Raw genomic sequence first — 26,340 nt, forward strand, 5'->3', positions numbered from 1 at the left:
CCTGTAAAAGTGGAGCCGGAGGGATTCGAACTCTCGACCCAATAATTATGACGGCTAATAATCTTAGGAAAAGATAGAGATAGTCAGAATAATTGGTTTGAATCAATATGTAAATGAAATTCATGTTAACATGAGTATCGACGCTCTGCTAATATGCCCAATTAGAATTTCAAAATTCTGAGTTGAAGTATTATGCTATTTATGGGAAGGGTCATCTTTCGGATCGACATAAGTTACTCCGGATGGGCCGAACCCGGTTATTTCGACAATAACTGGTTCTTTTCCGGTCATGGCAAAGTGATTCTGTCCGGCTACTTCCGAATAAATACTGCCTGCGGGCAACTCTTTGAGTTTTGATGAGTCAAATTTGTCACCGTAACCAAAGTGCCATGTGCCCGACAGTACCGTGGCCGTGCGTTGGTCCGGATGCATGTGGGCGGCTATTTTGGTATTCGGTTCAATCTCCAGCAGTATCATATACATTCCTTGTTTGGAGGGGTTGCCCATGATTACTATTTCCTTAACAGCCGAATAATTGGACGATCCGGGAGCATTTGTACCCCCACCGGTTTTGAGGGCCTTCACTTCGTGGAGATTTAGACGAAATTGACCGTTCTTGGAAATTTGGGCGCTGGCAGTGCCGGCGAATAAAAGCGCCGACAACGAGAAAGTAAGGATGCGAAACATAAAGTTTTTTTTAAAGGTGAAAAAGATGTTCATATCATCCCTTCATTCAACTTAGATGCCAGTATATTAAATTTCTGATTATCAGAAATTTAATATACTGTTGGTTTTTTTCGGTACGACATATCGAGGTTGTGAATAAACAACCACGATATGCAGTGGTCCTAGGCAATCTTGAATGAAAAAGAATTCCAGTGGGGAGGGGATGTTCTGTACCGTAGGTTAAAGAAAGAAGGGGGGATTAGTCATCCTCCCATTAAAACCGCATCGGTTTTGAACGAGATCTTTAAGCACAAACCTTTTTCGCTGATGATTTGAAGCTTGCCATTTAGCTGTTTACTTAAACCCTTAATAAGTTTCATCCCTAAAGAGTGGCATTCCTCTATATTAAATCCCGGCTTAAGCCCCCAGCCATTGTCGGCTATGATCAATAAATAGCTGTTTTCACAAGTTTCAGTAAGAGTTATGTTGATTGTTCCATAGCCATCTTCGGGGAAGGCATATTTTATAGAATTCGTGATCGCTTCGTTCAAAATAAGGCCAACAGGAACAGCCTGTGCAACATCCAGTTGTATCGCGTCCACCTCTCGCAGAAAGATTATCCGGCTTTGTGGATCAAGGTATTCTTTTAGATAGGAAACAAATCCATCAATGTAGTCCGCCATGTCAATTAATGCCAAGTCGTCGGACTGGTAAAGTTTTTGGTGGATCAAAGCGATCGACTGCATTCTGTGTTCGCTATTCTGAATGATCGCCAATGCCTCGGCGTTGTCGACAAAAGACGATTGTCTTTGTAAAAGGCCGATGACGATCTGAAGATTGTTTTTCACCCGGTGGTGTATCTCTTTGATCAGCCATTCTTTGTCCTTAACTAATTGGTTAAGTGCATCATTTTTCTCCCTGATCTCGTTATTGGTTTTTTGTTTGAGCCGGTAGTTGTAATAAAATAACACCATGAATAAAACTACCGCGGCGCTACCGCCCAGGGCAACATTGCGTGAAGTATTTGCCTGTCGGGCAATGTTATCCTTGATTTGATTGCTCTTAGTTAGTAATTTGATATCTTTCTCCTTTTGATCTGTTTCATATTTAATTTGCAATTCGGCAATTTGCTTGCTTGTGGCTTCGTTGAAAATCGAATCGCTTAAGGCTTTATATCGTTTAAAATGGTTTATGGCGGAAGGAAAATTTCGCAGCGCTGAGTCGATCTGAAAAAAAAGCAATTCAAAATCGCGGGCCCGCGGAATGCTATTTATCGTTATTCCTCCCTTTGAAAAGTAGGCGGCTTTGGTATATTTTTTCTGATGTATATAAAACCTGGCAATATCGTATTTCGCAAGTTCAATTATTTCCGTGTTTATACCGCCCTCATTGTAATCTCTCATCATCGCCAGGTAGTTTTTCTCGGCCATAGTAGGCTCGTTTAGCGCCTCGTAGCAATTTGCTTTGATTTGCTCAATTACGGCAGCCATGAACTTACTGTCATGCGGATGCCGCCTTTCTATATATTCGATATAATTCAGCGCTTCACGCGGCTGTTTTAATTTAATCAACCCCTGTACTACGAATCCCGCTGTCCTGAATATATATTCCTGCGGGACGTTATTGCCTTTCTCTCTCAGCTCGATCGTCTTTTTGTAGTAATAAATGCTCTTCTCCGTTTCTCCGAGGTCCTGATAGATCTGTGCCAGTTCACCATAGGTCGATTCAGAGGCCTTGCCCTTTGACTCCGATATTTTGACGCTTTTCAAGATATAAAAGAGGGATTGGTTCAAATTGCCTTGATATCGGTTTACAGACGCCAGGAGCCTGTATACTTGGTCAAGTTGCAGGTCGTTGGCGTTTTTATACTGGCTGACAACTTTTTTACAAATCTGTTGGGCTGTATCTAATTTATTTAGCGATACATAGCCGCCGGCAATTTCCAGGTTGACATCAATGATCCTCGCCGGCATTTTTAATTTTTGAAAAATTTCGAGCGCCTTCTTTAAAATTTCAATTTTTTCTGAAGCATCTGTTTCTTTCTCACCGAACCGTTGCAATATGCCAGCCTGATTGTAGAGGTCGTGGATGTCCTGGTAATGATTTATGATTTTCACGAAGTAAGCATCGGCTTGGTCTTTATTACCTTTCGCAAAACTGACTTCTCCTAGTTTGCCCAGGCTTTCGTACTTACCATACCTAGATGTGTCGTTTAAAGCATTGCTAAGCTCAAGTTCCTTAGTAAAGAAGTATTTTGCACTGTCCAGGTCGCTCTTCTTTTTCTGATATTGCTTTTTGAGGTAATAATTGCCTAATTCATGTAGGATTTTTAATTGAGCAGTATCTGGCTTGCTATCATGAAGTTTTTTTAATAAGTTGTTTTGCTGGCTGAAACAAGGGGAAACAATTGCCAATAACATTCCGGCAAAGAAAAGAAACTTCAGAATAGTATTTTTAGATCGTGCAGCCATTGAGTATTAACCAAAAAGTATCGTTCAATTTGTGATAAAAGGTTATTAAAAAAATATTAGCGTGATTAACGAGCCATGACTTGTAAATAATCGCCCGCAAAAAAATACTAACGGTCACTACAGTATTCGCCCAACTGAAGCAAATAACATAGTGACCATTAAAATTAAATATAGCGAATTACTTTAATTACCCGCCTTAGTTCCGCAGAAAGAAATCGAGCAGATCTTTCTGAACCTGCGGCGTATTTTCCTGCACAACCCAATGCCCCGAATTTTTGATGATTGATTCCTTTACGTTTGTGGCTACCAGCCTGCAATGCTCTGCAAGAAAGGAACCGGCAAAATGATCTGATCCCATAGCCAGCAAAGGCATCGGCAGCTTATTCTTCATCAGCTCAAGATTATCCTGGCCGTCCTGGTTAAATGCGCCGAACCAATGAAAAGCCCCTGTGGTAGCACCTGGAACCGAATAAGCCCGGATAAATTCATTCCGCTCAGCTTGCGTAAATGCGTCTTTTACATAACCCACCACAGGCCAGAAATCGGTGAAGAATGTCCCAACCCTGCCACTAACGAGCTCGCCTGAATGTGGCTGGGCGAAAAAGCCAAACCACCATGCCTGCGCTTTAACCTGGCTCCAGACAGGCTCAACCCCTGGCAGCAATGCGTCCATCAATGCCAGTTTCTTAACTTCGTTCGGGAATTGTGCGGCATAAGCATAGGCTACCATCAGGCCGATGTCGTGTCCGGCAAGATTGATATTTTTATAGCCGAGTTTTTTCATTAATTCGTGCATATCTATCGCCATATTTTTTTTGTCATATCCATCGGCTGGCTTCGCTGATTCGCCGACGCCCCGCAGATCAGGGGCGATCACCCTGAAGTGTTTTGACAGTTCAGGCAACAAACGGTTCCACATATACCAGTTTTGACCGAATCCATGGATAAGAAGTAAAGGCTCTCCTTTACCGCCGGTTACGTAATGAATTTTGACGCCGTTTACTGTTGCGTATTGGTGCTTGAAACCAGTTGGGGGTGACGCAGGCGTTGTAATAGCAGCTGGTTTAGTTGCCGCCATGAAAGCTGAGGCATGTGTTGGGGCCAGCCAACCGGCGCTTGCTACTATTAAAAGAACGAGAAATGATTTGGTAATTGTTTTCATGATTTTGATGGGGTTTTATTGTCTGATAATTGTTACTGTCATTTGCTAAGTTGTTCTATTTTCCGGTGGGTAATTGCTCTATCCAATGGGCAATAAAATCTGCGTCTTCCTTCCAGGTGGGTTGACCCAGAACAAAATGATTTCGTCCTTCGAATTCTTTATAGTCGGTTATCGATCCAGTATGTTTATATTTTTTATAGTTGGCGTAATTCAGTGCCGCCGGGATAAAATTATCGGTTGAGCCTGCTATGAATAATAAAGGTGCATGCGGCTTTTTAAAATCGACCTTTGCAGCTTTGGATATGGCATCCCTAACCACCAGTTTGGATTCTGGTATAAGATATTTGTAATACCCTTCCTTTTGTTCTTCATATGACATCCCATTTGTAAATGCGTATTGCCATTGCTTAAAAGACATTAAAAAGGATTTTTTTGCTGAAGTAAAAAATCCAAGTGGACCCCAACCGGCTTTATAAAAAGAGAACTTGAAGGTGAAGACGCCTTGCGGTTGCAAGGAGTGTATTGCTACTCCGGCAGCTGCCAATTCCCGTTCAAGTAAAATTTGGGTAATGAGCCCGCCCATCGAATGCCCTATTAGGATAGGTTTTTCAGGCAATTGCCGGACAAACTCGTCGAAATAATTCGTTAGGTTTTCCAGCCGTAGGGCCGCAATACAGGAGTTCGGTTGCGTTTGCCGCAGGTCATTGGCTGCGCCATCCTTAGCGGGCCATGGAGGAGCAATCGTTTTATAGCCTTCTCCTTCAAAAAAAATACGCCATTCGTCCCAACACGAATTGCTCACAAATGCTCCTGTTATAAAGACTATGGTTTTTGAAGAATCTTTGTTCATGGTGTTCTGATAGTTAAAATTGTCATCGGACTGGCAGTCGCCGGGATCAACTCAATAGATATGCCAGTGCTTGAAAATAATTGATAATCAGATTTTTGTAAAATGGAATTATAGCCGTGTTACTTTATCTCGTAGCTGGCTCAGTATTATAACGAAATAGCGTTGTTTTTAGAGGTATTTTGGGTGTCAATACAGTGCGATGTAGCCTGCGATGTTCCTTGATTGCAGTTATTTTGCTGCGATAGCTTGGCCCCGAAAACAGCCAAACGAACACTTGTCCCGCTTATTTTTGGAAGGATCTTGTAATGCCTAATTTCTTCATTTTGGAATTTAAGGTAGTCGGCGGTAAATTCAGCAACCTGGCGGCACCGCCAGGGCCCCATATCTTCCAGCCGCATTCATTCAATGCCCGCAGGATATGTGTTTTCTCATTTTCTTTCATTGTTTGAACGTTTGCATTTGCAATGAAACTCATGGCTGGTTGCTCGGTTTGGAATGGTAACGCAATTGTATCAATAAAGTCGCTTTTAGCCAGTAACACGCTTCTTTCGATCAGATTTTCGAGCTCACGGATATTGCCGGGCCAGCGATAGGTCTGCATACTTTCCAAAACCTTTTCCGACAAGCCTTTAATTGCTTTCCCGGTTTTGCGGCTGTAAATAATTAAAAAATGATTAGCAAGCGCGGGGATATCTTCTTTACGCTCGCGTAGCGGAGGCATAACAATCGGGAAAACATTTAATCGGTAATACAGGTCGAGCCGGAAGCGACCTTCAGCGACTTCCATTTCTAAATTGCGGTTTGTAGCAGCGATAATGCGAACATCAGTTTTAATAGTAGTTCGACCCCCGATACGTTCAATTTCCTTTTCCTGCAGTACCCGCAACAACTTTACCTGCAATTCCAACGGGATTTCACCAATTTCGTCTAAAAACAATGTTCCTGTATGTGCTTGTTCAAACCGCCCTATTTTTCTCTCAAACGCTCCGGTAAAAGAACCCTTTTCGTGTCCAAATAATTCGGAATCAATTAAAGTGGCAGGCAAAGCAGCACAGTTTACCTTAATAAATGGTTTGGATTTACGCGGGGACAAGTAATGAATACGCTCTGCGATTCTTTCTTTGCCTGTCCCGCTTTCGCCCAGGATAAGGACGGAAGAATCCGCCGGCGCTACCTGTTGAACATTATCGAAAACATTTAACAAAAGGTGGCTGCTTCCGATAATCCCGGCAAATAAATCAGCACTCGTTTCCCGTCCCGCTGTTCTGTGCACTCCATTATAAACGGGGTTGCTACCCAAAGGGCTCTTTGAGTCAGAGACCATGATTTGGGCAAAATCACCAATTAAATTCCTGAATCGGTCGCACAATATTAAATGATCAGAGTCGTATGCATCTGGCCGACGGCCGTAGAAAAAGAAATAAATTGCCTGGTTGCCAGACAAGGGTACCGGAAAAACCAAAAGCGATTTCATTGAAAACGTTTCCGTTATCAGTTTTCTCATCGGTTGTTCATTAAAAGCCGCCTGCAGCTCCTTTTCGTCATACCAGGTTGCCAACTGCTCCCATGTGCTTTTTCCTTTCAAGGCTGAAAGCTCATATGATTTTTTGTTGGTGATAACCATAAGTTCCTTGGGACCAATGGTTTGGTATTCCTCGAATCCAATACGCATAAATCCAATTTCGTCATTATTGTTGTCATTTGACTTAAGGCCAACGGATAGATATTCGAATGGAATATAAGGTTGAAGTGCCTGGCCGATTTGCATCAGTTTGTAAGTCCAGTCTGCTTGCAAATCAATGATCCGTGCCACTTTTTTCTGCAATGCCGCATTTTGCCTCAATTTATTTTCAAGGTTGTTTTCATGCCGGTAAACGGCAATGTCTAAAGCCACAAGAACATCTTTTTCGCGGAATGGCTTTACGATAAAGCCGTAAGGATTCGTTTTCTTTGCTTCTTCAAGGATACTTTGATTGGAGTTCGCAGAAAGATATACAAATGGAATATTTTCTTCCGTTAACTGATTTGCCAGGTCGATACCGGTTAATTTGCCTTTCAGGTAAATATCCAACAAGACAAAATTAGGCCTATTGATCTCGATCAACTCCAGGGCTTCATCAACTGAATCAGCTATACCGCATATATCATAGCCGGCATTCTGTAATAAATTGCGTAAAACATCAGCAATGATATATTCGTCTTCGACGATCAAGATCTTCTTACTTAACTGGTCTGTCATGTTTAGTCCACCTGATATTGATTACATTCGTCGGTTACAGTTTTTGTAAACGCACTAATTCATAAATCCTGCCAAATGAATCGAAAGTAACGCTTAATCAGCCGCTCGACTCAAATCAGTTAAAATTACATCACTTTCACCTAATATAACGAACATGAAGGTTTAATTCATGCCGAGATCTACATGGATGGCCATTATGGATTAATAATTACAACCATATTTCGTAAGGTTTGAATTTCAAGAACCACGATATTTCGTTGTTTTAACTCAAATAGTAATCATAAAATCACTGCTAAAAAGCATTATGCTTAATATCTTTAATGAAGTACGTCTCTTATTTGTCTTATATGTCACTCTTCTCTTGAAATAGCGTGATGTTGTACCTGTAGTCGAAAAATGGCGCAACCGATTGTTTTGCACTGTATTCTCGCACAATACATATGATCTCATCATTTTTGCCTGTTTGGAGTGTCAAACAGGCTCCGTCCAATTTTTGAGGTATTAATTATGTTTTATATTTGTGTGTGCGTACACACAAATACTTATTCTATTTTTTCTCGTAATTTATCAACTATGCTAAAAAGACTGTTGTTTTTAATTTGTATCGGCCTAACAAGCGTTACCAAAGCTCAGGATGTTTTTCTTTCGGGTGTAAAACCGGGCAAGGCATTCGTGTTTTCTACTAAAGGGGCATTGGTTTTAAAAAATAATTGTTTATCTGTAAAGTGGCTTGCTGGTAAATCGATAATTGCCATAAACGAATCTGCCGTTCAGAATAAGAAACAAATTAATTTAAAAGGCTCTCCTTTATTTGGATTAGAGTTTAAGGATGGTACTGTAATAAATTCTGCTGATTTTCAATTAAGTACCACTCCGAAAATTGTTCAGATCAAAGGAGATCCTGAGGCAGTTAAATTTTCTGAAAAGGAAGATGGTGTGAAAATTTTAGCCGAATTTTTGAATGTGAAATATGGCATTCGTGTAAAGTGGGAGGCCATTTTGAAAGATAATTCCAATTATATCAGACAAGTTTTCGGCGTTTTTGCTTTGAAAGACTCTTTAAAGATCAGGAAATTGAATCTGATCAATTTTCCGGCAGAAATGGGTATTAAGCTGTTGGGGGTTGTGGACGGATCGCCAATGGTATCGGATGATTTCTTTTTTGCCTGTGAAAGTCCGATAAGTAAATGCAATAATCAGAATGGCCGGATCAGCAGCTATATTGAACGGCAGGAGCCAACTCTTAATTTCGAAGCTTCTACTGTGTGGGGCATTGCCCCTAAAAGCCAGTTACGAAGGGGATTTCTTTATTACCTGGAGCGGGAAAGAGCGGCGCCATACCGCCAGATGCTTCATTATAATTCATGGTATGACCTTTCCTGGGCCGATCGTAAGTTAACCGAAGCTGGTTGTCTTGATCGTATTCAGGCATTTGGTGACAGTCTTACGGCAAAACGTCATATTAGCTTAAACGCATTTTTGTTTGACGATGGCTGGGATGACAACCAAACATTGTGGCAGATCAGCCAAAAGAATTTCCCTGCAGGTTTTGATAACATTAAAGCGCTGGCTGATAAATACGGAGCTTCATTGGGAGTGTGGATGTCGCCCTGGGGTGGTTACGAGCAGGCAAAGGAACAGCGGCTACAGTATGGCCGAAGCCAAAATCCTCCTTTTGAAACTAATTTGCATGGGTTTTCTCTTTCCGGGCCGGTTTATTCGTCCAGGTTTAAAAGTACTGCCGCTAAGTTCGTGACCAGTGATGGTATCTCTATGTTTAAATTTGATGGTGTAGGGGCGGGAGATCAGTCTACAGGTGCCACTGTTGAATATCAAACAGATATGGAGTCTTTGCTGAATTTAGTAACGGGCTTGCGTAAGGTAAAACCGGATTTATATTTTAGCCTCACCATAGGTACCTGGCCGTCGCCTTTTTGGCTTAAATATGGTGATGTAATTTGGCGGAATGGCTGGGATACAAACACGCAAGGGCAGGGCAATGGTCGTCAGCAATGGCTCAATTACCGGGATGGTCAGGCCTATAAGAATATTGTAATGCGCGCTCCCCTTTATCCTTTGAGCTCCCTGATGTATCACGGGATTTGTATTGCGGATAATGGCGCGCCTGCTAAGTTTGACATGGATGATAAAGATATTTCTGACGAGATATGGTCGTTTTTTGGATCTGGAACCAGTTTGCAGGAGTTGTATATCAATCCCCATAAGCTAAACGAGGCCAACTGGAATTGCCTTGCCGCTGCCATAAAATGGTCGCGCGAAAATGCGGATATTATGCCGGATGTGCATTGGGTAGGCGGCGATCCATCCAAAGGGGATGTTTACGGTTTTGCAGCCTGGTCTCCGCAAAAGGCTGTTCTTACCTTAAGAAATCCCTCGAATACAGCTAAAACATACCTGGTTAATACCCGGGAAGTATTTGAATTGCCATCAAATAGTACTCCAGATTATATCTTTTATAATGCGAAAGTTAACAGTAAAGAAACGAAGTCGTATGTGTTTAAGGGAGCCGTTCATGCTGTTAAGCTTGAGCCGTTTGAAGTGATGGTTTTAAACGCTGTACCTGTAAAATGACGGTTTAATCCATTTGTTTGTCTTCTGATTTGAATTATAAATTGATGTTGTAAGTGTGCGCGCAAACGCATTGGCCTGCATGAGGGTGTGTATGGCAACATTGTTTTTAAATAAATAAAAATGAAACGCGTATTCGTAGTAGTATTGCTAATCCTTTGCCTTTTTAATAAAACATCTTTTTCGCAAAATTTAGCTCCATATAAATGGTATAATCCGGTTAAGGCTGATTTTCCGGTTATAGAAGGGCAGGCCTGGTCAAAAGAAACGGCAGGTAGTTATGACAGGCTTCCGGCGCGTGCTCAAAAGGGCCTTAATCCCAATGTGTGGAACATCTCCCATAGCAGTGCCGGTTTGTACATTAAGTTTAAAACAGATGCACAGAATTTGGTTATCCGGTATAAAGTTAATGGCGAGTTTGCTATGTCACATATGCCGGCCACTGGTGTAAGTGGGTTGGACCTTTATGTATTGGATCCTAATGGCCAATGGTGCCTTGCTCCGGGTAGTTTCTCGTTTAAGGATACCATTACCTACCGGTTTTCAAATATTAAGGTAAGTGCCGATTTTGCGGGGCGAAGTTATGAATACCGGCTTTTCCTGCCTTTGTATAATTCGTTATCATGGCTTGAAATAGGTGTTCCACTTGGTAGTGCATTTAATTTTATGCCTTTATCCAAAGAAAAGCCGGTGCTTGTATACGGAACATCCATTGCGCAGGGGGCCTGTGCTTCAAGGCCAGGTTTAGCATGGACCTCCATTTTGCAGCGCGCGCTGGATCGCCCGTTGATTAATCTTGGTTTTTCCGGCTCCGGATTGCTTGAGAAATCAGTTATTGATCTGATGGCAGAGGTGGATGCGAAAGTATATGTGCTTGATTGTATGCCTAATATGATAAGTTTTTCTGACCAGGAAATCGAAGCACGTTTATCTGCAGCGATACAAACTTTAAAGCAGAAGCACCCATTGGTGCCGATATTGCTTGTTGAACACAGCGGGGGGAACGCGGGCGGACTATTGGATACGGGTAGAAATGCCGGTTATGGTCATGTTAATAAAGTGCTTGACCTGGCTTATTCAAAGTTGATTGCAGCCGGAACAAAGGGTATTTATTTATTGACTGGCAAAGAAATCGGGTTTGGTATCAACTCAACAGTTGATGGCTTACATCCTAATGATATCGGAATGGAGCAGTATGCCGCAGCATATGAGAAAGCAATCCGTGTTATAATTAATGAACCAATTGGCCGCTATTCAACCACGCGGCCCGCAGTACAAAGCAGGGATGGGTATTATGACTGGCGAAACAGGCATAATGAAATATTAACGCTTATCAAAACCAGTTCGCCAACGATTGTATTTCTTGGTAATTCGATCCTGAATTACTGGGGTGGTGAGCCTAAGGCGCCTTTAGCAAGAGGAGCTGATTCGTGGGATAAATATATCGAACCTTTGGGTGTGAAAAATTTTGGTTTTGGCTGGGACCAGGTAGAGAATGTGCTATGGCGTGTATACCATGAAGAAATAGAAGGGTTTAAGGCTGACAAAGTGATGATTATGATAGGCACCAATAACTTGTCTGCCTACAGTGACCAGGAAATATCAGAAGGGTTGAAAATGCTTGTGCTGGCTGTGAAGGAACGTCAGCCCACAGCGGAGGTTCTTTTGTCGGGTTTGCTGCCCAGGAGGGCGATGGAAAGCCGGATAAAGGTGCTCAATAAAGCCATTGCTAAACTGGCAGCTCAAACCCAGGTCCGTTTTATTGATCCGGGCAAACTATTGCTTAACCATAAAGGGAAGATTGATGAATCACTTTTCGGAGATGGCCTGCACCCCAATGAGGTTGGTTATCAAAAGCTGGCGGTAACATTGGTGCCATATCTTAAAAAATAATAAAGATGCCGGTATGAAATGCGCTTGACATGTGCAACGCTGAAATAAGTTCAGTATAGCGGAATTGTTTTAAAAGTAATTTCTATCAAATGATAGTCGATATTGATGAGATGGACTATATTAAATTACTTTTGCTATCTTTTCTACGCTAAAGTTTATTATGAAGAATAAAATTGTTCGCATTAAAGACATTGCCGAAAAAGCGAAGGTTTCGACGGGTACGGTTGACAGAGTACTGCATAAGCGCGGGCGGGTATCAAAAAAGGTAGAAGAGAAAGTGCTCAAAATTATTGAAGAGATGGATTATGAGCCCAATCTTATGGCAAGGGCTTTGGGATCCAATAAAATATACCAAATAGCAGCCTTAATACCCGATCATGAAATTGATTTCTATTGGCACGCGCCTAAGGCCGGAATTGAAAAGGCAGAAAAAGACTTGAAGCAATATGGCATTATTGTACAACAATATGTGTTTGATCCATATGATGTAGATTCATTTATAAGCAAGGCCAATAAATTAACCACTGATAAGCCCGACGGCATAATTTTATCGCCTATATTTTACCGGGAAACCCTCCCTTTTTTCGAGAAATGGAAGGTTGCCGAAATTCCATTTGTGTTGTTTAATACACAAATTGCTGAATGTGAGCCTTTAAGTTATATAGGCCAGGATTCATATCAGAGCGGGTTTTTGGCTGGTAAGCTTATTCATTATGGGCAACCCGATTCCTGCTCTATTTTAATTGCACACATTGATGAAGAGACGAGCAACGCCGCTCACCTTTTAAAAAAAGAGCAGGGATTTCGCAATTATTTTGCTCAAAATAACCTGGATCATCAGTACAAAATTCTGAGGGTTGAGTTAAACAGGTCAAATGCCGCTGTTTTTATGAAACAACTGGGGGATATTATTGACAGCACCCCTGATTTAGGCAGTATTTTCGTGACAACATCTAAAGCTCATGAAATTGCGAAGTACCTGGAACAGCGATATATAAAGCATATTAAAATAATAGGATATGATTTATTGCCTCCCAATCTGTATTTTCTGAATAAAGGGACAATCAGTTTCCTGATCAATCAAAACCCGAAAGGGCAGGGCTATTGGGGCATCTACCAGTTAACCGACAGCCTGGTGTTCAAAAAGGAAGTACCCATTATCAAGTATCTTCCGCTTGATATCGTTACAAAGGAAAATGCGAACTATTATGTTGATGATGAGGATGCCGTTTATTTAGATATCTGATCTCTCCTTAGCTAATTGTCCTTCATTCACAGGTCTGTATCCGCCATTGTTCGGTTATCCGGTTCAAACCCCAGTCAAATCCTTTTCTGCCAAAGCCCAATTTTTATGGGTTAAGAAAAAAAGGTACAATAAATTACTTGATCTCTCACAACGGCGCTATGCTTTTAAGTTTCCCATTTGCGGCTTAGTGTCCTTGTACGCAAAAAACTTTTTAATAACATTTTTTGTGCACAACCAGAGGGGCTCAGCTCAGCGTGGTATCCGCCGATAAGTTCTCGCTGATTAATCTGTTTCATTTATATAACCCGAAGGTTTTTCCGGTGCATTATCCTCATGAAAAAAATAGTAACAAAAAATTAACAAAATGTGTGCGAACACACTAATATAATTATATTTGTATCAAGGTGTTTATGCTAATTTAATGTGTTCGTAAACATTTTGCTGATCTCAACGTATAAACGAAAAATAAATGTCATATAATATCTCTGAAATAGTATCCAATTTTTGCATTGAAGGAAATGTCGCAGCTATTATTCCGTATGGGTCCGGGCACATAAACGATACATTTCATTTAAAAAATGCAAACCCGGGTTTGCCGGGGTATTTGCTTCAGCGAATCAATCATCACGTGTTTGAAAACGTTCCGGCTTTGATGAAAAATGTACAATTAGTAACAGATCATTTAAAAGAAAAATTGACCGGCATTCCTGGTTCAAACCCCGATAAAGAAGTACTGACAATAGTTTCAGCTAAAGACAAACAGTGTTTTTTTTGTGATGAAACAGGTAATTACTGGAGAATGTATTGTTTTTTGAAGGATACCAAGAGTTATGACATGGTATTAACCGAGCAGCAAGCTTATGAAGGCGGCAAAGCATTTGGGAAATTTCAGTTACTGTTGTCAGATCTTGATAGCGGATTACTTTACGAAACCATACCAGGCTTTCATAACATCACCATGAGGCTTGATCGTTTAAACAAAGCGGTATTGGACGATCCGAAGAACAGGATTAAGGATGTTTTGACTGAGTTGTCGTTTATAATTGAAAGAGCAGATCAGATGGCTACTATCATGAATTTGGGAAAGGAAGGGAAATTGCCGCTGCGCATTATTCATAACGATACCAAATTCAACAACATATTGCTTGATATGAATGATCATGAACAATGTGTAATTGACCTGGATACAGTTATGCCAGGCTATGTGGCATATGATTTTGGCGATGCCATCCGCACTATCATCAATACCGCGCCCGAGGATGAGCAGGATGTTACTAAAATAGAGCTAAACATCCCCTTATTTAAAGCTTATGCAGCGGGGTATTTTGAATACGCCGGTAGCTTTTTGTCAGATACAGAAGTTAAATCGCTTTCGATGGGAGTTTTATTAATACCCTATATGCAGGGTGTGCGTTTCCTGACGGATTATATAGAAGGGGATGTTTATTACAAGATCCACTCTCCCGAACATAATTTACAGCGAGCCAGGGCGCAGTTCGAGCTGCTTAGTAAGCTTGAAAAAAATTACGACGTTTTTGATCAGATAATTCATAACACTGCAAAAAAGTACATACAGATAACAACCGAAATTAAATAATGGAACTTACAGTAGCATTTTTAGAAGATATGGACAAAAGCAGTCCTATTGAACACATGTCTGTTTTGTTAGACGAGCAGGAGAAGCACCTTGTTGGAATTGTACCATGGCCCGATTATGATTACAAACCCGATGTTCATTTTGCGATAGCTTACAGCAACGATTGTTTTATGTTGAAATATTACGTAAAAGAAAAAGCGATAAAAGCTTCCTGTTACAAACCTAATGAACCTGTTCACCAGGATAGCTGTGTGGAGTTTTTCATTGGCTTTGGTACCGAACTGGAGTATTACAATTTCGGGTTTAACTGTATCGGCACTTGTTCGCTTGGGTTCGGAAGGGGCAGGGAAAATCGCGAGTTATCACCTGAAAAGCTAATACGGCTTATAAAGTCTCAGGTGCGGTTAACACAGCAAACAAATATTGGGCATGGCGATATTAGCTGGGAGCTTACCCTGATGTTACCGTTGGATGTGTTTTATCATCATTCATTTACATCATTAAAAGGACAACAATGTCATGCTAATTTTTATAAATGTGGCGATGAACTACCTGAGCCACACTTTTTAACGTGGCATAATATTGAATGCGACGACCCTGACTTTCACCACCCGGAGTTTTTTGGGGAAATAAAGCTTGAAGCTTAACATAGCCATGCGGCATTTATATGTGTTTGAAGTTATTTGCAAGGTAATAGCACAGAGTTTTTTGTTTTTATTATTGATAATGTAGATCCCGGAAAAACGACGATTTTATGAGAATAAAACTTATATTAATAATGTTATTATATAGTGCAGTGGCTTTGGCACAGGTTAAAGTTGATGAAACTTACCAGGAGCTTCCGGATCCCAAACCTGTAAAACAGGCAAGCTGGAGTTCGCTGAAACCCGGAGTTTATGTAAGTTTCGCTACCGCCAATATACGTTATGATAAACATAATGCTCCTGCCATATCTCCTTTACAGGCTCAATGGAAAACCAAAGCCTGGAAAGGAGAAAAAGTGCATACTCAATTCCTGATATGGACAACCCGGAATCTGAAACAACTAAGCTTTATATGGAGTAAACTTAAAGATGGTAAAGGGCATGAAATCCCCGAACAAAATATAAACGCGAGTTTTGTACGTTATGTGATGGCCGATGGGTTAAACAACGAAGGCGGTGGCTGTGGTATATTGCCCGGCCATGATTCCAGCCTTGTTGAGGATGTTATTGACCCTGTAAAAATGCTTCCGGCAGGTAAAAATACAACCCGGCCGGTTTGGTTAAGTGTGAGTGTACCGGCTACTGCTATTGAAGGCCTTTACAGGGGGAATGTGAAGGTAATTGAAGGGAAAAATGCACCGCCTTTAATTTTACATTACGCTATACAAGTGCTTAATCATACCTTGCCTGCACCGGAGCACTGGAAATTTCACCTTGACTTGTGGCAAAATCCCTATTCGGTGGCCCGGGTGTATGGTGTAAAGCCATGGTCAAAGCAACATTTTTATGTAATGCGCCCTTACATGAAAATGCTGGCAAATGCCGGGCAGAAAGCAATTACTACCACACTCATTCATGATCCGTGGAATAGCCAAACCTATGATATTTACGGATCGATGATAAAATGGACAAAAAATAAGAATGGCTCATGGGGGTACGATTATTCAGTATTTGATAAGTGGGTGTCTTTTATGATGTCATTGGGGATTAATAAGTTAATCAACTGCTATAGTATGATTCCCTGGAATCTAAAGTTTTACTACTATGACGAAGCCCTGAGAAAAGACACGATGATCGTGGCTAAACCCGGCTCGGCAGAGTACGAGGCACATTGGCGCCCAATGCTGATGGATTTTGCCCGCCATCTTAAAGAAAAAGGATGGTTTAATAAAACCACTATAGCTATGGACGAAAGATCCATGGCCGATATGCAAAAAGCTATAGCGTTAATAAAAAGCGCTGATAAAAATTTTAAGATTTCGTTAGCGGGCAATTATCATCCGGAAATTGAAAAAGATTTGTTTGATTATAGTGTGGCGTCAAACCAGTTAATGGATCAAGCAACAATTCGTTTGCGCAGGGAATCGGGTTTAAATACCACCTATTATACCTGCTGCACAGAAGGGTATCCCAATACCTTCAGTTTTTCGGCCCCGGCCGAGTGTGTTTGGCTGGCATGGCATGCCGCATATAAAGGATATGACGGGTATTTGAGATGGGCTTACAATTGCTGGACCAAAGATCCTTTACGTGATACACGATTTGGGGCATGGTCATCGGGCGATGCTTACCTGGTTTATCCCGGTCCACGGTCCTCTGTTCGCCTGGAACGATTGATCGAGGGCATCCAGGATTTTGAAAAAATTAATATTTTAAAGGAACGGTTTATAAAAAATAACCAGCAGGATAAATTACTTCAGCTAAAAAATATATTGGAAGGTTTTGACATTGGAGAGTTGAAAAATAAGACTGCTGCCGAAACACTTCAGGTCGCGCAGGATCGACTGAATAGCTTATAAATCACAAAAAAAACGTTTTAATAATTTATATTTATTGTTTGCCCGCTTTCATTTTCAGTTTTTTTTTGACTTTATTTATACCTTCTGATTATTTTGAAAAGCTTAATATAAATGGCTTACACCAAGCCCTTAAGAAATAGCTTTTTTAATTTTAAAAAGTTAAAATCAATAATCGATAATAAGTACATTCTTTGGATGATGCCAATTATAAATTTTATAATGCAGAATGAATAGCCTGGAAATTCAGCTGATGACGGATGAGGATCTTATAGCATTGATCAGGGAAAATGACCTTGGGGCGTTTGAACGTATTTATAATAAATATTGGTCAAAGCTTTATCTTTCAGCATATAACATCATCAGAGATCGCCAGGTAGCTGAAGATGTAACCCAGGAAGTATTGGTAAACCTGTGGATGAAACGGGCCAATCTCAAACTCACTTCGTTAAATGCCTATTTATATACATCTGTTCGTTACCAGGTGTTTAATGTTATCCGTTCGGGTAAAGTAAGAGCGGATCTTTTTAACAGGCTGGAGGAGCTTTTTAGCAATAACGGCGGCGAGGAGCTCCTGTCTGAAAAAGAAATTAACCGTTTGCTGGAACAAGGTGTTGCTGAGTTACCTGAAAAATGCCGCCAGATTTTTATTATGAGCCGCAAAGAACACTTATCAACCAAAGAAATTGCCGAACGGCTGGGTATCGCGCCAAAAACAGTCGAAAACCAACTGACTGTAGCCCTGAACCGTTTACGTAAAACATTGGGCGATTTTGTTTGCATAGCCGCCATTATGTTATGCGGGCGTTGGTTTTAAGCTTTTTTACCTGTATCTGGTTGTATTTATCCCTTCCTTAGATATTATTACGGGTTTTACTCTCCAAAATTTCATGATTCCTTAATGCTGTAGAAATATTTTATTATTCTTTGGGGGTATGGCCTGTTTAGGGTTACTTACATACAATAACTACCCAAATGAAAAAAGAAACACTGATAAACTTAATAAACAAATACTTATCAAACGAGGCTACCCCCGAAGAGGAGGCCCGGTTGCTAAGCTATTATGATACACTCCAAAAAAACAAGCTGCAATGGGATGAGCTTGAAATGGGCGATGAGAATGTAACAAAGAACGAGTTGTACAGCAAGATACTATCGGAGATAAAAAAACGTGAATCTGCACCTAAAAAAATGATTTTTCTGAGGAGGTGGTTTGTGGCAGCCTCTATCACAACATTGCTGATCGCGTCGGCTTCATTGGTTTTTTACATGAAGCATAACAGCTCATATTTCATCGCAAAAAATAGTATCTATCCCGTAAACAAGCACAGTATTGCCCCGGGAGGAAATAAAGCATTACTAACTTTAGCCGATGGTTCAAAAATTACCCTGGATGATGCCGCGTCCGGCGAACTGGCCAAACAATCGGGTACAAAAGTATCTAAGGCGGCAAATGGTCAGTTGGTTTACACAGTTGAAAACTCTGCATCTCATGCCACTGCTCCGGGTTTGCCCGAATACAATGTTATTGAAACCCCAAAGGGAGGGCAATACCAGGTTAATTTAGCCGATGGCACTAAGGTTTGGTTAAATGCCGGATCTTCACTCAAATATCCTACAAATTTTGATAGTGCAGTACGCAAGGTTGAATTAGCAGGAGAAGCTTACTTCGAAGTTGCTAAAAATGCACATAAACCATTTCAGGTTATCAGTAACCAGCAGATGGTGGAGGTTTTGGGTACACACTTCAATATCAGCTCTTATACGGACGAAACTTCGGTTAAAACTACTTTATTAGAAGGCTCGGTTAAGGTATCTGCGCTCAAGGCCAATCAATCCAAATTACTGAAACCAGGTCAGCAATCTGATATCAATTACGCAAATAACACAATTTCGGTACAACCGGTTAACACCGAAGAGGTTGTGGCTTGGAAAAATGGTTATTTCCTTTTTACCGACGAAGATTTGAAAAGCATTATGAGCAAGTTTGCCCGCTGGTATAATGTTGAGGTAGAATACCAGGGCAATGTGGATAATTTAAGATTTGGAGGGATGGTGTCGCGTTCAAAGGACCTGGCGCAGGCATTGAAGATAATTGAACAGACAGGGAACGTAAAAACCAGGATCGAAGGAAGGAGGGTTATCATTATGCCGTGATCATTACCCAGCATAAGGTAGCCTAAAAAGGAAAGCCGGAAGTGGTGGAACACTTCCGGCCGGAAAGTTAGGGCTTTGCCATGAAATTAAATTCGTAGTCCAATTACAGATTAAACCCAAAACAAGTTCAAATGTATGAAATGTTATGAAATAAGTTTATACACAATCCCCCGTATAAAAAATAAAGCACTGTTGATCATGAAATTATCGATCATATTGTTATTAGCAACAATACTTCAGGTGAGTGCTAAAAGCTATGCACAAAAAATTACATTGTCAGAAAAAAATGCTCCGTTAGAAAAAGTGCTTAAAGAAATAAGAGAGCAAAGCGGGTACGATTTTTTTTATAACTCAAAGCTGATTAAAGACGCTAATCCGGTTAGTATCAATGTACGGAATACAGAATTGGAAGAAGTATTGAAACTGGCACTTTCGGATCAGCCGTTTATCTATAGCATAGAAGAGAAAACAATAATTATAAAACCTAAGCCTGCGCCTGTTAAGCCCTCCGTTCAGGCAGTACCTACTATCAAAGTTTCAGGTGTTGTTACTGATTCAAAAGGTGTCACTTTACCCGGCGCGAGTGTACGTATCAAAGGGACTGATAAGGGGGTAATAACTGATAGCGAGGGGCGGTTTACCATTGAAGCTAATGATAACAGCACCCTTGTTATTTCATTTGCCGGTTTCATTGCCAAAGAAGTTACGGTTACCGGAGCAACATCTTTCCTGACCGTTCAGTTACTTGACGATACCAAGGGTATAAATGAGGTAGTGGTAGTAGGCTATGGTAAACAAAAGAAGCTGACCATAACCGGGGCTGTTACAACGGTGAATGTTGCCGATATAACAACTCCAAACCGCTCCTTATCTAATGCATTGGCAGGTAAGGTAGCCGGGGTTATATCAATGCAAAGAAGCGGGGAGCCGGGTTATGATAACGCGTCATTTACCATCAGGGGCATTGGCACTTTTACAGGTAACTCAAACCCGCTTATTATTATAGACGGCGTGCAGCGGGATGACGTGAACAGTACTTATGGTGGAGCTTACAACAACATCGATCCAGAAGATATTCAAAGCATTTCCCTGTTAAAAGATGCATCGTCAACCGCCGTATATGGGGCCAAAGGTGCCAACGGGGTTTTGATCATTACCACTAAAAAAGGTGTTGCAGGTAAACCTAAAATTTCCTTTAAGACAGAAACATCCATGTCGGGCCTTACCAGGACCCCTAAAATGCTGGATGCCGTTTCATGGATGAGGTTGCATAACGAAGCAACTACAAATGATGGTAACCCTGCTGCATATTCTGAAGAAACTATCCAGAAAACGGCAAGCGGGTTAGACCCATACCTTTATCCCAATGTAAACTGGATAAAATCTGTATATAAGAATTGGGCACCCGGCTATAATACCAACTTAAATGTAACCGGCGGTGCCTCAACGGTAAGGTATTATGTTTCTGCTTCTTTTTATGATCAGGAAGGAAGTTATAAAGTAACCAAACAAAACGGCTACAACCCCAACCTTAACTTTAAGCGTTACGATTTTAGGTCAAACCTTGACATTGATATCACGAAAACTACCTTATTGACCATGAACCTGGATGCGATGCTGGTAAGCAGCCGCTATCCCGGCATCTCGGCAGGAACCATCTGGTATGAATCATACTTAACCCCACCCAACGCGTTCCCGATAAGATACCCCGATGGCAAATGGGCCGGTCCGTATAATAACGGCGGATCTAACCCGGTAAATGATATTCAAAATTCCGGTTATAACAGCGAGTTTCGCCCTACTATCCAGTCTGTTTTTTCCATTAACCAGAAACTGGATGCTATAACCAACGGACTAAGCGCCATGGCTCGGTTTTCGTTTGATTCGTACAGCGAAAATGACAATGGCAGAACAGGGACAAATGATCTTTTTTTAGCCTCATCAAGAGACTCGCAGGGTAACCTTGTATTTGGCCAGTCGAGGTATGGAAGCCAGTTTTTGGGTTATACCCAGTATTCATCTGCCGAAAAAACCATGTACCTGGAAAGCAATATTAATTATGATCAGTCTTTCGGCAAACACCATATTGGCGCGCTTCTTTTGTACAATATGAGGTCAAGGGTCCAGAGCACAGCGGGTAGTGTTATAAACTCTATTCCTTATAACAATCAGAGTTTGGCCGGCAGAACAACCTATACATATGCCGATAGGTATTTGCTTGAATTTGATGCAGGCTATACCGGTTCAGAAAACTTTGAGCCTGGCAAAAAATTTGGCTTTTTCCCGGCTGTTTCTGCGGGTTGGGTAATTTCAAGGGAGCCTTTTTTTAAGGATTTTTCAAAAACGTTTAATCTGCTTAAAATAAGAGGTTCTCATGGCCTTGTAGGTAACGACCAAATTGGCTCTCACTACCAAATCACCAGGTTCCCATATATCAACCAATATGGCAGTGGCGGCTCCGTGGGCTTGGGCCTTAACGGAACTGTATATGGAGGCACTAAAGAAACTGTTATAGGTGTTGAGAACCTGACATGGGAAAAAGCCAGGAAAGATAATATTGGCCTGGAAATAGGGCTGTTCAATAAACTGAATATCACTATTGATGCCTATAAAGAGAGACGGACAAATATTTTAGTTCAGCGAAGCTCATTATCAGGGATACTGGGTGTAAGCGGGGTTGTATTTGCCAATTTGGGCGAAATGAATAACCACGGTATTGAGGGTAACATTGAGTATAATGACAATATCGGCAAGGTGGGCTTGCGCCTGTATGGCAATTTTACTTATAACAATAATAAAATTGTACAGCAGGACGAACCGAAACAGTTGTATGCTTATCAACAAGCCACCGGTCGCAAATATGGCGATAACCTGATGTACGTTGCAGAAGGGCTATTTACCTCACAGGAAGATGTTGATAAAAGCCCTACCCAGTTTGGCGCTGTGTTAAGGCCCGGCGATATCAAGTACAAAGATGTAAATGGCGATGGAGTGATCAACAGCTATGACAAGGTTTATACAGGCAAATCCGACATTCCTACCATATTGTATGGCGCAGGCTTTACGGTTGGCTATAAAAAGTTCGATCTTTCTCTTTTCTTCCAGGGAACCGGTAATGTAATTATCATGGCAAACGGTTCTTCTATAACCGGTGCAGGCGCAGAGGGCGCGGGTATTGTGCCATTTACAGGCATGGGCACTTATCCATCGGGTATGCTTGCAATTCTTGAGAACAGGTGGACAGTTGATAACCCGAATCAGAATGTTTACTATCCGCGTTTGGGCATTGCTAATCAAAACAGTAATAATTACCAGCCAAGTACATGGTGGTCAAAAGACGCAAGTTTTGTTCGTTTAAAACAGGCAACATTGGGGTACACACTTAAGCCGCTGTCCTTTACAAAGGCTGGTATTAACTCAGTTTACCTTTATTTAACTGGGCAAAACCTGTTAACATTCTCCAAATTCAAACTTTGGGACCCGGAGCTTGGCTCTAACGGCGCAGGCTATCCACCGGTACGAATACTTGCCTTAGGATTAAGGGTTGCGTTATAGAAATCGTGAATTTAAATCAGTTTCAAAAGAATTTAAAGTGTGCCAAATGAAAAAAAACATACTAATAATGGTAGTTGGGATATGTTTCCTGGGTGCCTGTTTATCGTCCTGTAATTACCTTAATAAAAAACCGGATAACCTGTTAACATCAGATCTGATCTGGAGCACCAGGGCTAATGCCGAATCGTATTTATATAATATATATGGTTATATCAAACAAACCGATGGGGGAGATTACAGCGCGATGGGGGCAAGTGACGAGTCGTCGGTATCCATCCCCGGTACCAATGTAAGGCAAATGGTTGTGGGTAACTGGAGCCCGGTAAACGCCTATTTTGATTACTGGGATAACTACTATACCGGAATCCGGTCGTCTTTCATTTTTGAAGCCAATATTGATAAGGTTCCTGCTACCCAACTAAGTGTCAGCCTAAAAAATCAATATAAAGCCGAAGCAAGGTTTTTGCGCGGGTGGTTTTACTGGCAGTTAATAAAGCAATATGGTCCGGTGGTGAAAGTAACGGAAACGTTAAGCTTAAATGATGACTTCAATAAGTACCCGAGAGCGTCTTTTGACGAATGCAAGGATTATGTTAACCAACTGATGGATCAGGCCGCTTCGGGTTTACCGGCGCAATGGCCTTCAACCAGCAATTACGGTCGGCCAACAAAAGGTGCCTGCCTTGCTGTAAAAGCTCAGCTGGCCTTACTGTCGGCAAGCCCCTTATGGAATGGTAATCCATCATTTGCTTCTTTTAAAAACCAGGATGGCACCCCGCTGGCACCCACAGTATTTGACGCCGGCAAATGGAAAATAGCTGCCGATGCAGCCAAGGTTGTAATTGATCTTGGTTCGTACAAGTTATTTACAAATCTGGATAATGGCGGAACCCAGTTTGATCCTTATCTGTCTGTCAGGGACCTTTTCTTAACAAACTGGAACAGTGAGATCATATTTTCAAGAAACTCCTGGAATTATTGGGGATATACCAAATGTGTGTCGCCGGGGCCGGGAGGATATAGCATGTACAATGCCACCCAGAATGTTGTGGATGCGTTTTATATGAATAATGGCCGCACCATTGATGATCCGCTTTCGGGATATACAGCTACAAGTTTTGCTCAAAGTAATGGCGCAAAATATTGGGAGCACAGCAAAGGGCAATGGAACATGTATGCTAATCGCGAACCGCGGTTTTATGCCTATATCCAGTATAATGGCCGACCGGTATTGCCTGCGCCAACTGTTGATGATAAAAACTATTATTCATCTGCAGCGAATATTGACGGCACAGGCCGGGTTGAATTTTATTATAACGGTAAAGCCGGTGCAAAAGCCAGCGGCGCAAGTAATAATATTACCGGATATGATGTATTAAAAAATGTAAGTCCTGCCGATAACATAAGGATGGATGCCACCAACTACAGGCCGTTTATATTGATCAGGTATGCCGAGATATTATTGGATTATGTAGAAGCCCTGAATGAATATGATCCTTCGAACCCCAATGTCGTGCTTTATCTTGATCAGATCAGGACAAGGGCAGGCTTGCCTGGCATAGAGACAGTTTATCCGGGAGCTGTTGGAAACAAGGATTTAATGCGGAAATATATTTTAAGGGAACGCCAGGTAGAGCTTTGTTTTGAAAGCGACCGATACTTTACCCTTGTAAGAAGGCTGTTACTGGGTGCCGATGAAAATCAGACTATTTATGGCCTTAATGTCAACACTGACGATCAAGGCCTGGGATTTGCATTTACCGGGCTTTACAACAAAACGCTTTTTCAAAAAAGGGTATGGAACAATAAAATGTACCTATTCCCAATATCCCAGTACCAATTGGACCGTGACAGGGCATTGGTACAAAACCCTGGTTGGTAATGATGACTCTTATTGACCCGACAGGGTTTAAAAGGTCTGGAAATAAATAATTAAACCGTAATTATTCAAATGAAAACATTCATAAATATATTGGCAAAAGGCATCAATCAATACCTGCTTGCCGGGGCGCTTTTTATAATGATAGCTTTTGTAAGCTGTAAAAAAGAAAAAGTTCCTGCACATGATCCTGCATCACCTATCAGTATTAGTACATTTATCCCAGCACAAGGTAGCGGTGGTACCGAAGTATTGATCTCCGGTACCAACTTTTCAACAGATACCTCGCAAATTTCGGTTACCCTGAATGGGTTCAAACTGAAGGTCATTGGTGCCAACACCAAACAAATGATGGTAGTGGTGCCTAAGAAAGCAGGTTCCGGGCCCATAGTTGTAACTATTGGAAAAGGAACCGCAACAAGCACCGATAATTTTACATACCAATATACCAGGACTGTCACCACCCTGGCAGGATCAGGTAAAGCAGGCTTTGCAAACGGTAAAGGAACAGATGCTATGTTTGATTTTAGCGGGCAAAGCTGGTACAGAAGCTGCGGGGTGACTGTTGATGACAACCTGAATGTTTATGTTGCCGATCCCGGAAATCACTGCATCAGGAAAATTGATACGGCAGGTAATGTATCTACACTCGCCGGTAATCCCCAGGTTTCGGGTTACGCGGATGGTAAAGGGGGCGCGGCAAATTTCTCCCTACCTTACGATGTTGCCGTTGATGCCCAGGGAAATGTATATTCCGTTGATCCGGGAAATTATGATATTCGTAAAATAAGCCCCGATGGTACTGCAACTACCTGGGCTTGGGGAAACCAATCGCCATGGAGCATTGCTGTTGACAGGACCACAGGTTATATTTATTACTCCAGCTGCTCCAGCCCCGGAAACATCTACCAGGTATCAGCTCAATGGACTACCAAACAGGTGATATCCGGTCTTAACTATCCCGCTGGAATCAAATTTGACAAAGCCGGCAACTTATACGTATCGGTTAATGGTGACCAGGTTATCAGAAAATTTAATGCCGGCGACTGGAAGGGCAGTATCATTGCAGGGCAGCTTGGGGTTTCGGGTTATTTAAACGGAGCGGCTGCAACTGCAAAATTCGCTTATCCATGGGGCATCGCGGTTGACAATAGCAGCAATATTTATGTGGCAGGCAATGGAACCTGGGACGGCGGAAGCTACAACCCCGACCAAAGTATCCGCTTTATACAAGCTAATACTTTTGATGTGAGCACCTTTGCCGGCAGCGGTACGGCAGGTTATGCTGACGCAATAGGAGGATCTGCGCTTTTCAGCGCGCCAACCGGTGTTGCTGTTGATAAGAATGGAACCGTGTATGTTTTGGATAAAAACAACAATCGGATAAGAAAAATAGTTTCGGAATAATTACGATCCTTTTTAAAAATACTATCACAGTTTATTTTTCAACCCAGACATATCCTTGTTGTCCGGGATAAATATGAGTAGTAGTTAATAATTGTTTGGGTTTATTTAAGGGGTACTCCGTAGCAGAAA

Annotated in this window: 16 protein-coding genes; 11 read left to right on the forward strand and 5 right to left on the reverse strand. The window is 41.5% G+C overall.

Features of this window, described 5'->3' with window-relative positions:
* Positions 1-195 precede the first annotated feature (195 nt).
* The 5 genes from BLS28_RS05855 to BLS28_RS05875 form a co-directional block, all read right to left on the reverse strand.
* The gene (locus tag BLS28_RS05855) at positions 196-585 is read right to left on the reverse strand and encodes a cupin domain-containing protein (protein ID WP_218134355.1); all 390 of its coding nucleotides are present in this window, start codon (positions 583-585) and stop codon (positions 196-198) included.
* Positions 586-929: 344 nt separating this feature from the next.
* Positions 930-3,137: a tetratricopeptide repeat-containing sensor histidine kinase gene (locus BLS28_RS05860; RefSeq protein WP_091163336.1), complete on the reverse strand. Its 2,208-nt coding sequence runs from the start codon at positions 3,135-3,137 to the stop codon at positions 930-932.
* A gap of 196 nt (positions 3,138-3,333) precedes the next feature.
* The gene (locus tag BLS28_RS05865; protein WP_091163337.1) at positions 3,334-4,299 is read right to left on the reverse strand and encodes an alpha/beta fold hydrolase; all 966 of its coding nucleotides are present in this window, start codon (positions 4,297-4,299) and stop codon (positions 3,334-3,336) included.
* A gap of 55 nt (positions 4,300-4,354) precedes the next feature.
* A complete protein-coding gene (locus BLS28_RS05870) occupies positions 4,355-5,149 on the reverse strand; it encodes an alpha/beta hydrolase (protein ID WP_091163338.1) in 795 nt (264 codons plus the stop codon).
* Between the two features lie 283 nt (positions 5,150-5,432).
* Complete coding sequence (locus tag BLS28_RS05875) at positions 5,433-7,388, reverse strand: sigma 54-interacting response regulator (protein WP_091163339.1); 1,956 nt, start codon at positions 7,386-7,388, stop codon at positions 5,433-5,435.
* A gap of 573 nt (positions 7,389-7,961) precedes the next feature.
* On the opposite strand from BLS28_RS05875, the gene BLS28_RS05880 reads away from it, so the two are divergent.
* The 11 genes from BLS28_RS05880 to BLS28_RS05930 all read left to right on the forward strand — a co-directional run bounded on the left by BLS28_RS05880 (position 7,962) and on the right by BLS28_RS05930 (position 26,211).
* Positions 7,962-9,980, forward strand: coding sequence for an alpha-amylase family protein (locus tag BLS28_RS05880; RefSeq protein WP_091163340.1), 2,019 nt, complete (start codon positions 7,962-7,964; stop codon positions 9,978-9,980).
* 120 nt (positions 9,981-10,100) lie between these two features.
* Positions 10,101-11,870, forward strand: a complete 1,770-nt coding sequence (locus BLS28_RS05885) for an SGNH/GDSL hydrolase family protein (protein WP_091163341.1) — start codon at positions 10,101-10,103, stop codon at positions 11,868-11,870.
* Positions 11,871-12,030: 160 nt separating this feature from the next.
* Positions 12,031-13,116: a substrate-binding domain-containing protein gene (locus tag BLS28_RS05890; RefSeq protein ID WP_091163342.1), complete on the forward strand. Its 1,086-nt coding sequence runs from the start codon at positions 12,031-12,033 to the stop codon at positions 13,114-13,116.
* A 469-nt stretch (positions 13,117-13,585) separates the two neighbouring features.
* Positions 13,586-14,713 carry a phosphotransferase enzyme family protein gene (locus tag BLS28_RS05895; protein WP_091163343.1) on the forward strand — a complete coding sequence of 376 codons (1,128 nt, stop codon included), beginning with the start codon at positions 13,586-13,588 and terminating at the stop codon, positions 14,711-14,713.
* Positions 14,713-15,360, forward strand: a complete 648-nt coding sequence (locus BLS28_RS05900; RefSeq protein ID WP_091163344.1) for a carbohydrate-binding family 9-like protein — start codon at positions 14,713-14,715, stop codon at positions 15,358-15,360. Before BLS28_RS05895 ends, BLS28_RS05900 begins: the two co-directional genes overlap by 1 nt.
* A 131-nt stretch (positions 15,361-15,491) precedes the next feature.
* On the forward strand, positions 15,492-17,216 hold the full coding sequence (locus BLS28_RS05905) for a DUF4091 domain-containing protein (protein WP_218134356.1): 1,725 nt from the start codon (positions 15,492-15,494) through the stop codon (positions 17,214-17,216).
* Between the two features lie 226 nt (positions 17,217-17,442).
* Entirely contained in the window at positions 17,443-18,030 is a 588-nt protein-coding gene (locus BLS28_RS05910; protein WP_091163346.1) for an RNA polymerase sigma-70 factor, read from the forward strand.
* A gap of 158 nt (positions 18,031-18,188) precedes the next feature.
* Positions 18,189-19,370 (forward strand): FecR family protein, encoded by a 1,182-nt coding sequence (locus BLS28_RS05915; protein ID WP_091163347.1) that lies wholly within the window; start codon positions 18,189-18,191, stop codon positions 19,368-19,370.
* Between the two features lie 198 nt (positions 19,371-19,568).
* Positions 19,569-22,925 (forward strand): TonB-dependent receptor, encoded by a 3,357-nt coding sequence (locus BLS28_RS05920; RefSeq protein WP_218134357.1) that lies wholly within the window; start codon positions 19,569-19,571, stop codon positions 22,923-22,925.
* A gap of 46 nt (positions 22,926-22,971) precedes the next feature.
* Positions 22,972-24,807 carry a RagB/SusD family nutrient uptake outer membrane protein gene (locus BLS28_RS05925; protein WP_091163349.1) on the forward strand — a complete coding sequence of 612 codons (1,836 nt, stop codon included), beginning with the start codon at positions 22,972-22,974 and terminating at the stop codon, positions 24,805-24,807.
* Positions 24,808-24,876: 69 nt separating this feature from the next.
* Positions 24,877-26,211, forward strand: a complete 1,335-nt coding sequence (locus BLS28_RS05930) for an IPT/TIG domain-containing protein (RefSeq protein WP_218134358.1) — start codon at positions 24,877-24,879, stop codon at positions 26,209-26,211.
* Positions 26,212-26,340: the final 129 nt, after the last annotated feature.

Source organism: Mucilaginibacter gossypii (assembly GCF_900100945.1).
GTDB lineage: Bacteria > Bacteroidota > Bacteroidia > Sphingobacteriales > Sphingobacteriaceae > Mucilaginibacter > Mucilaginibacter gossypii.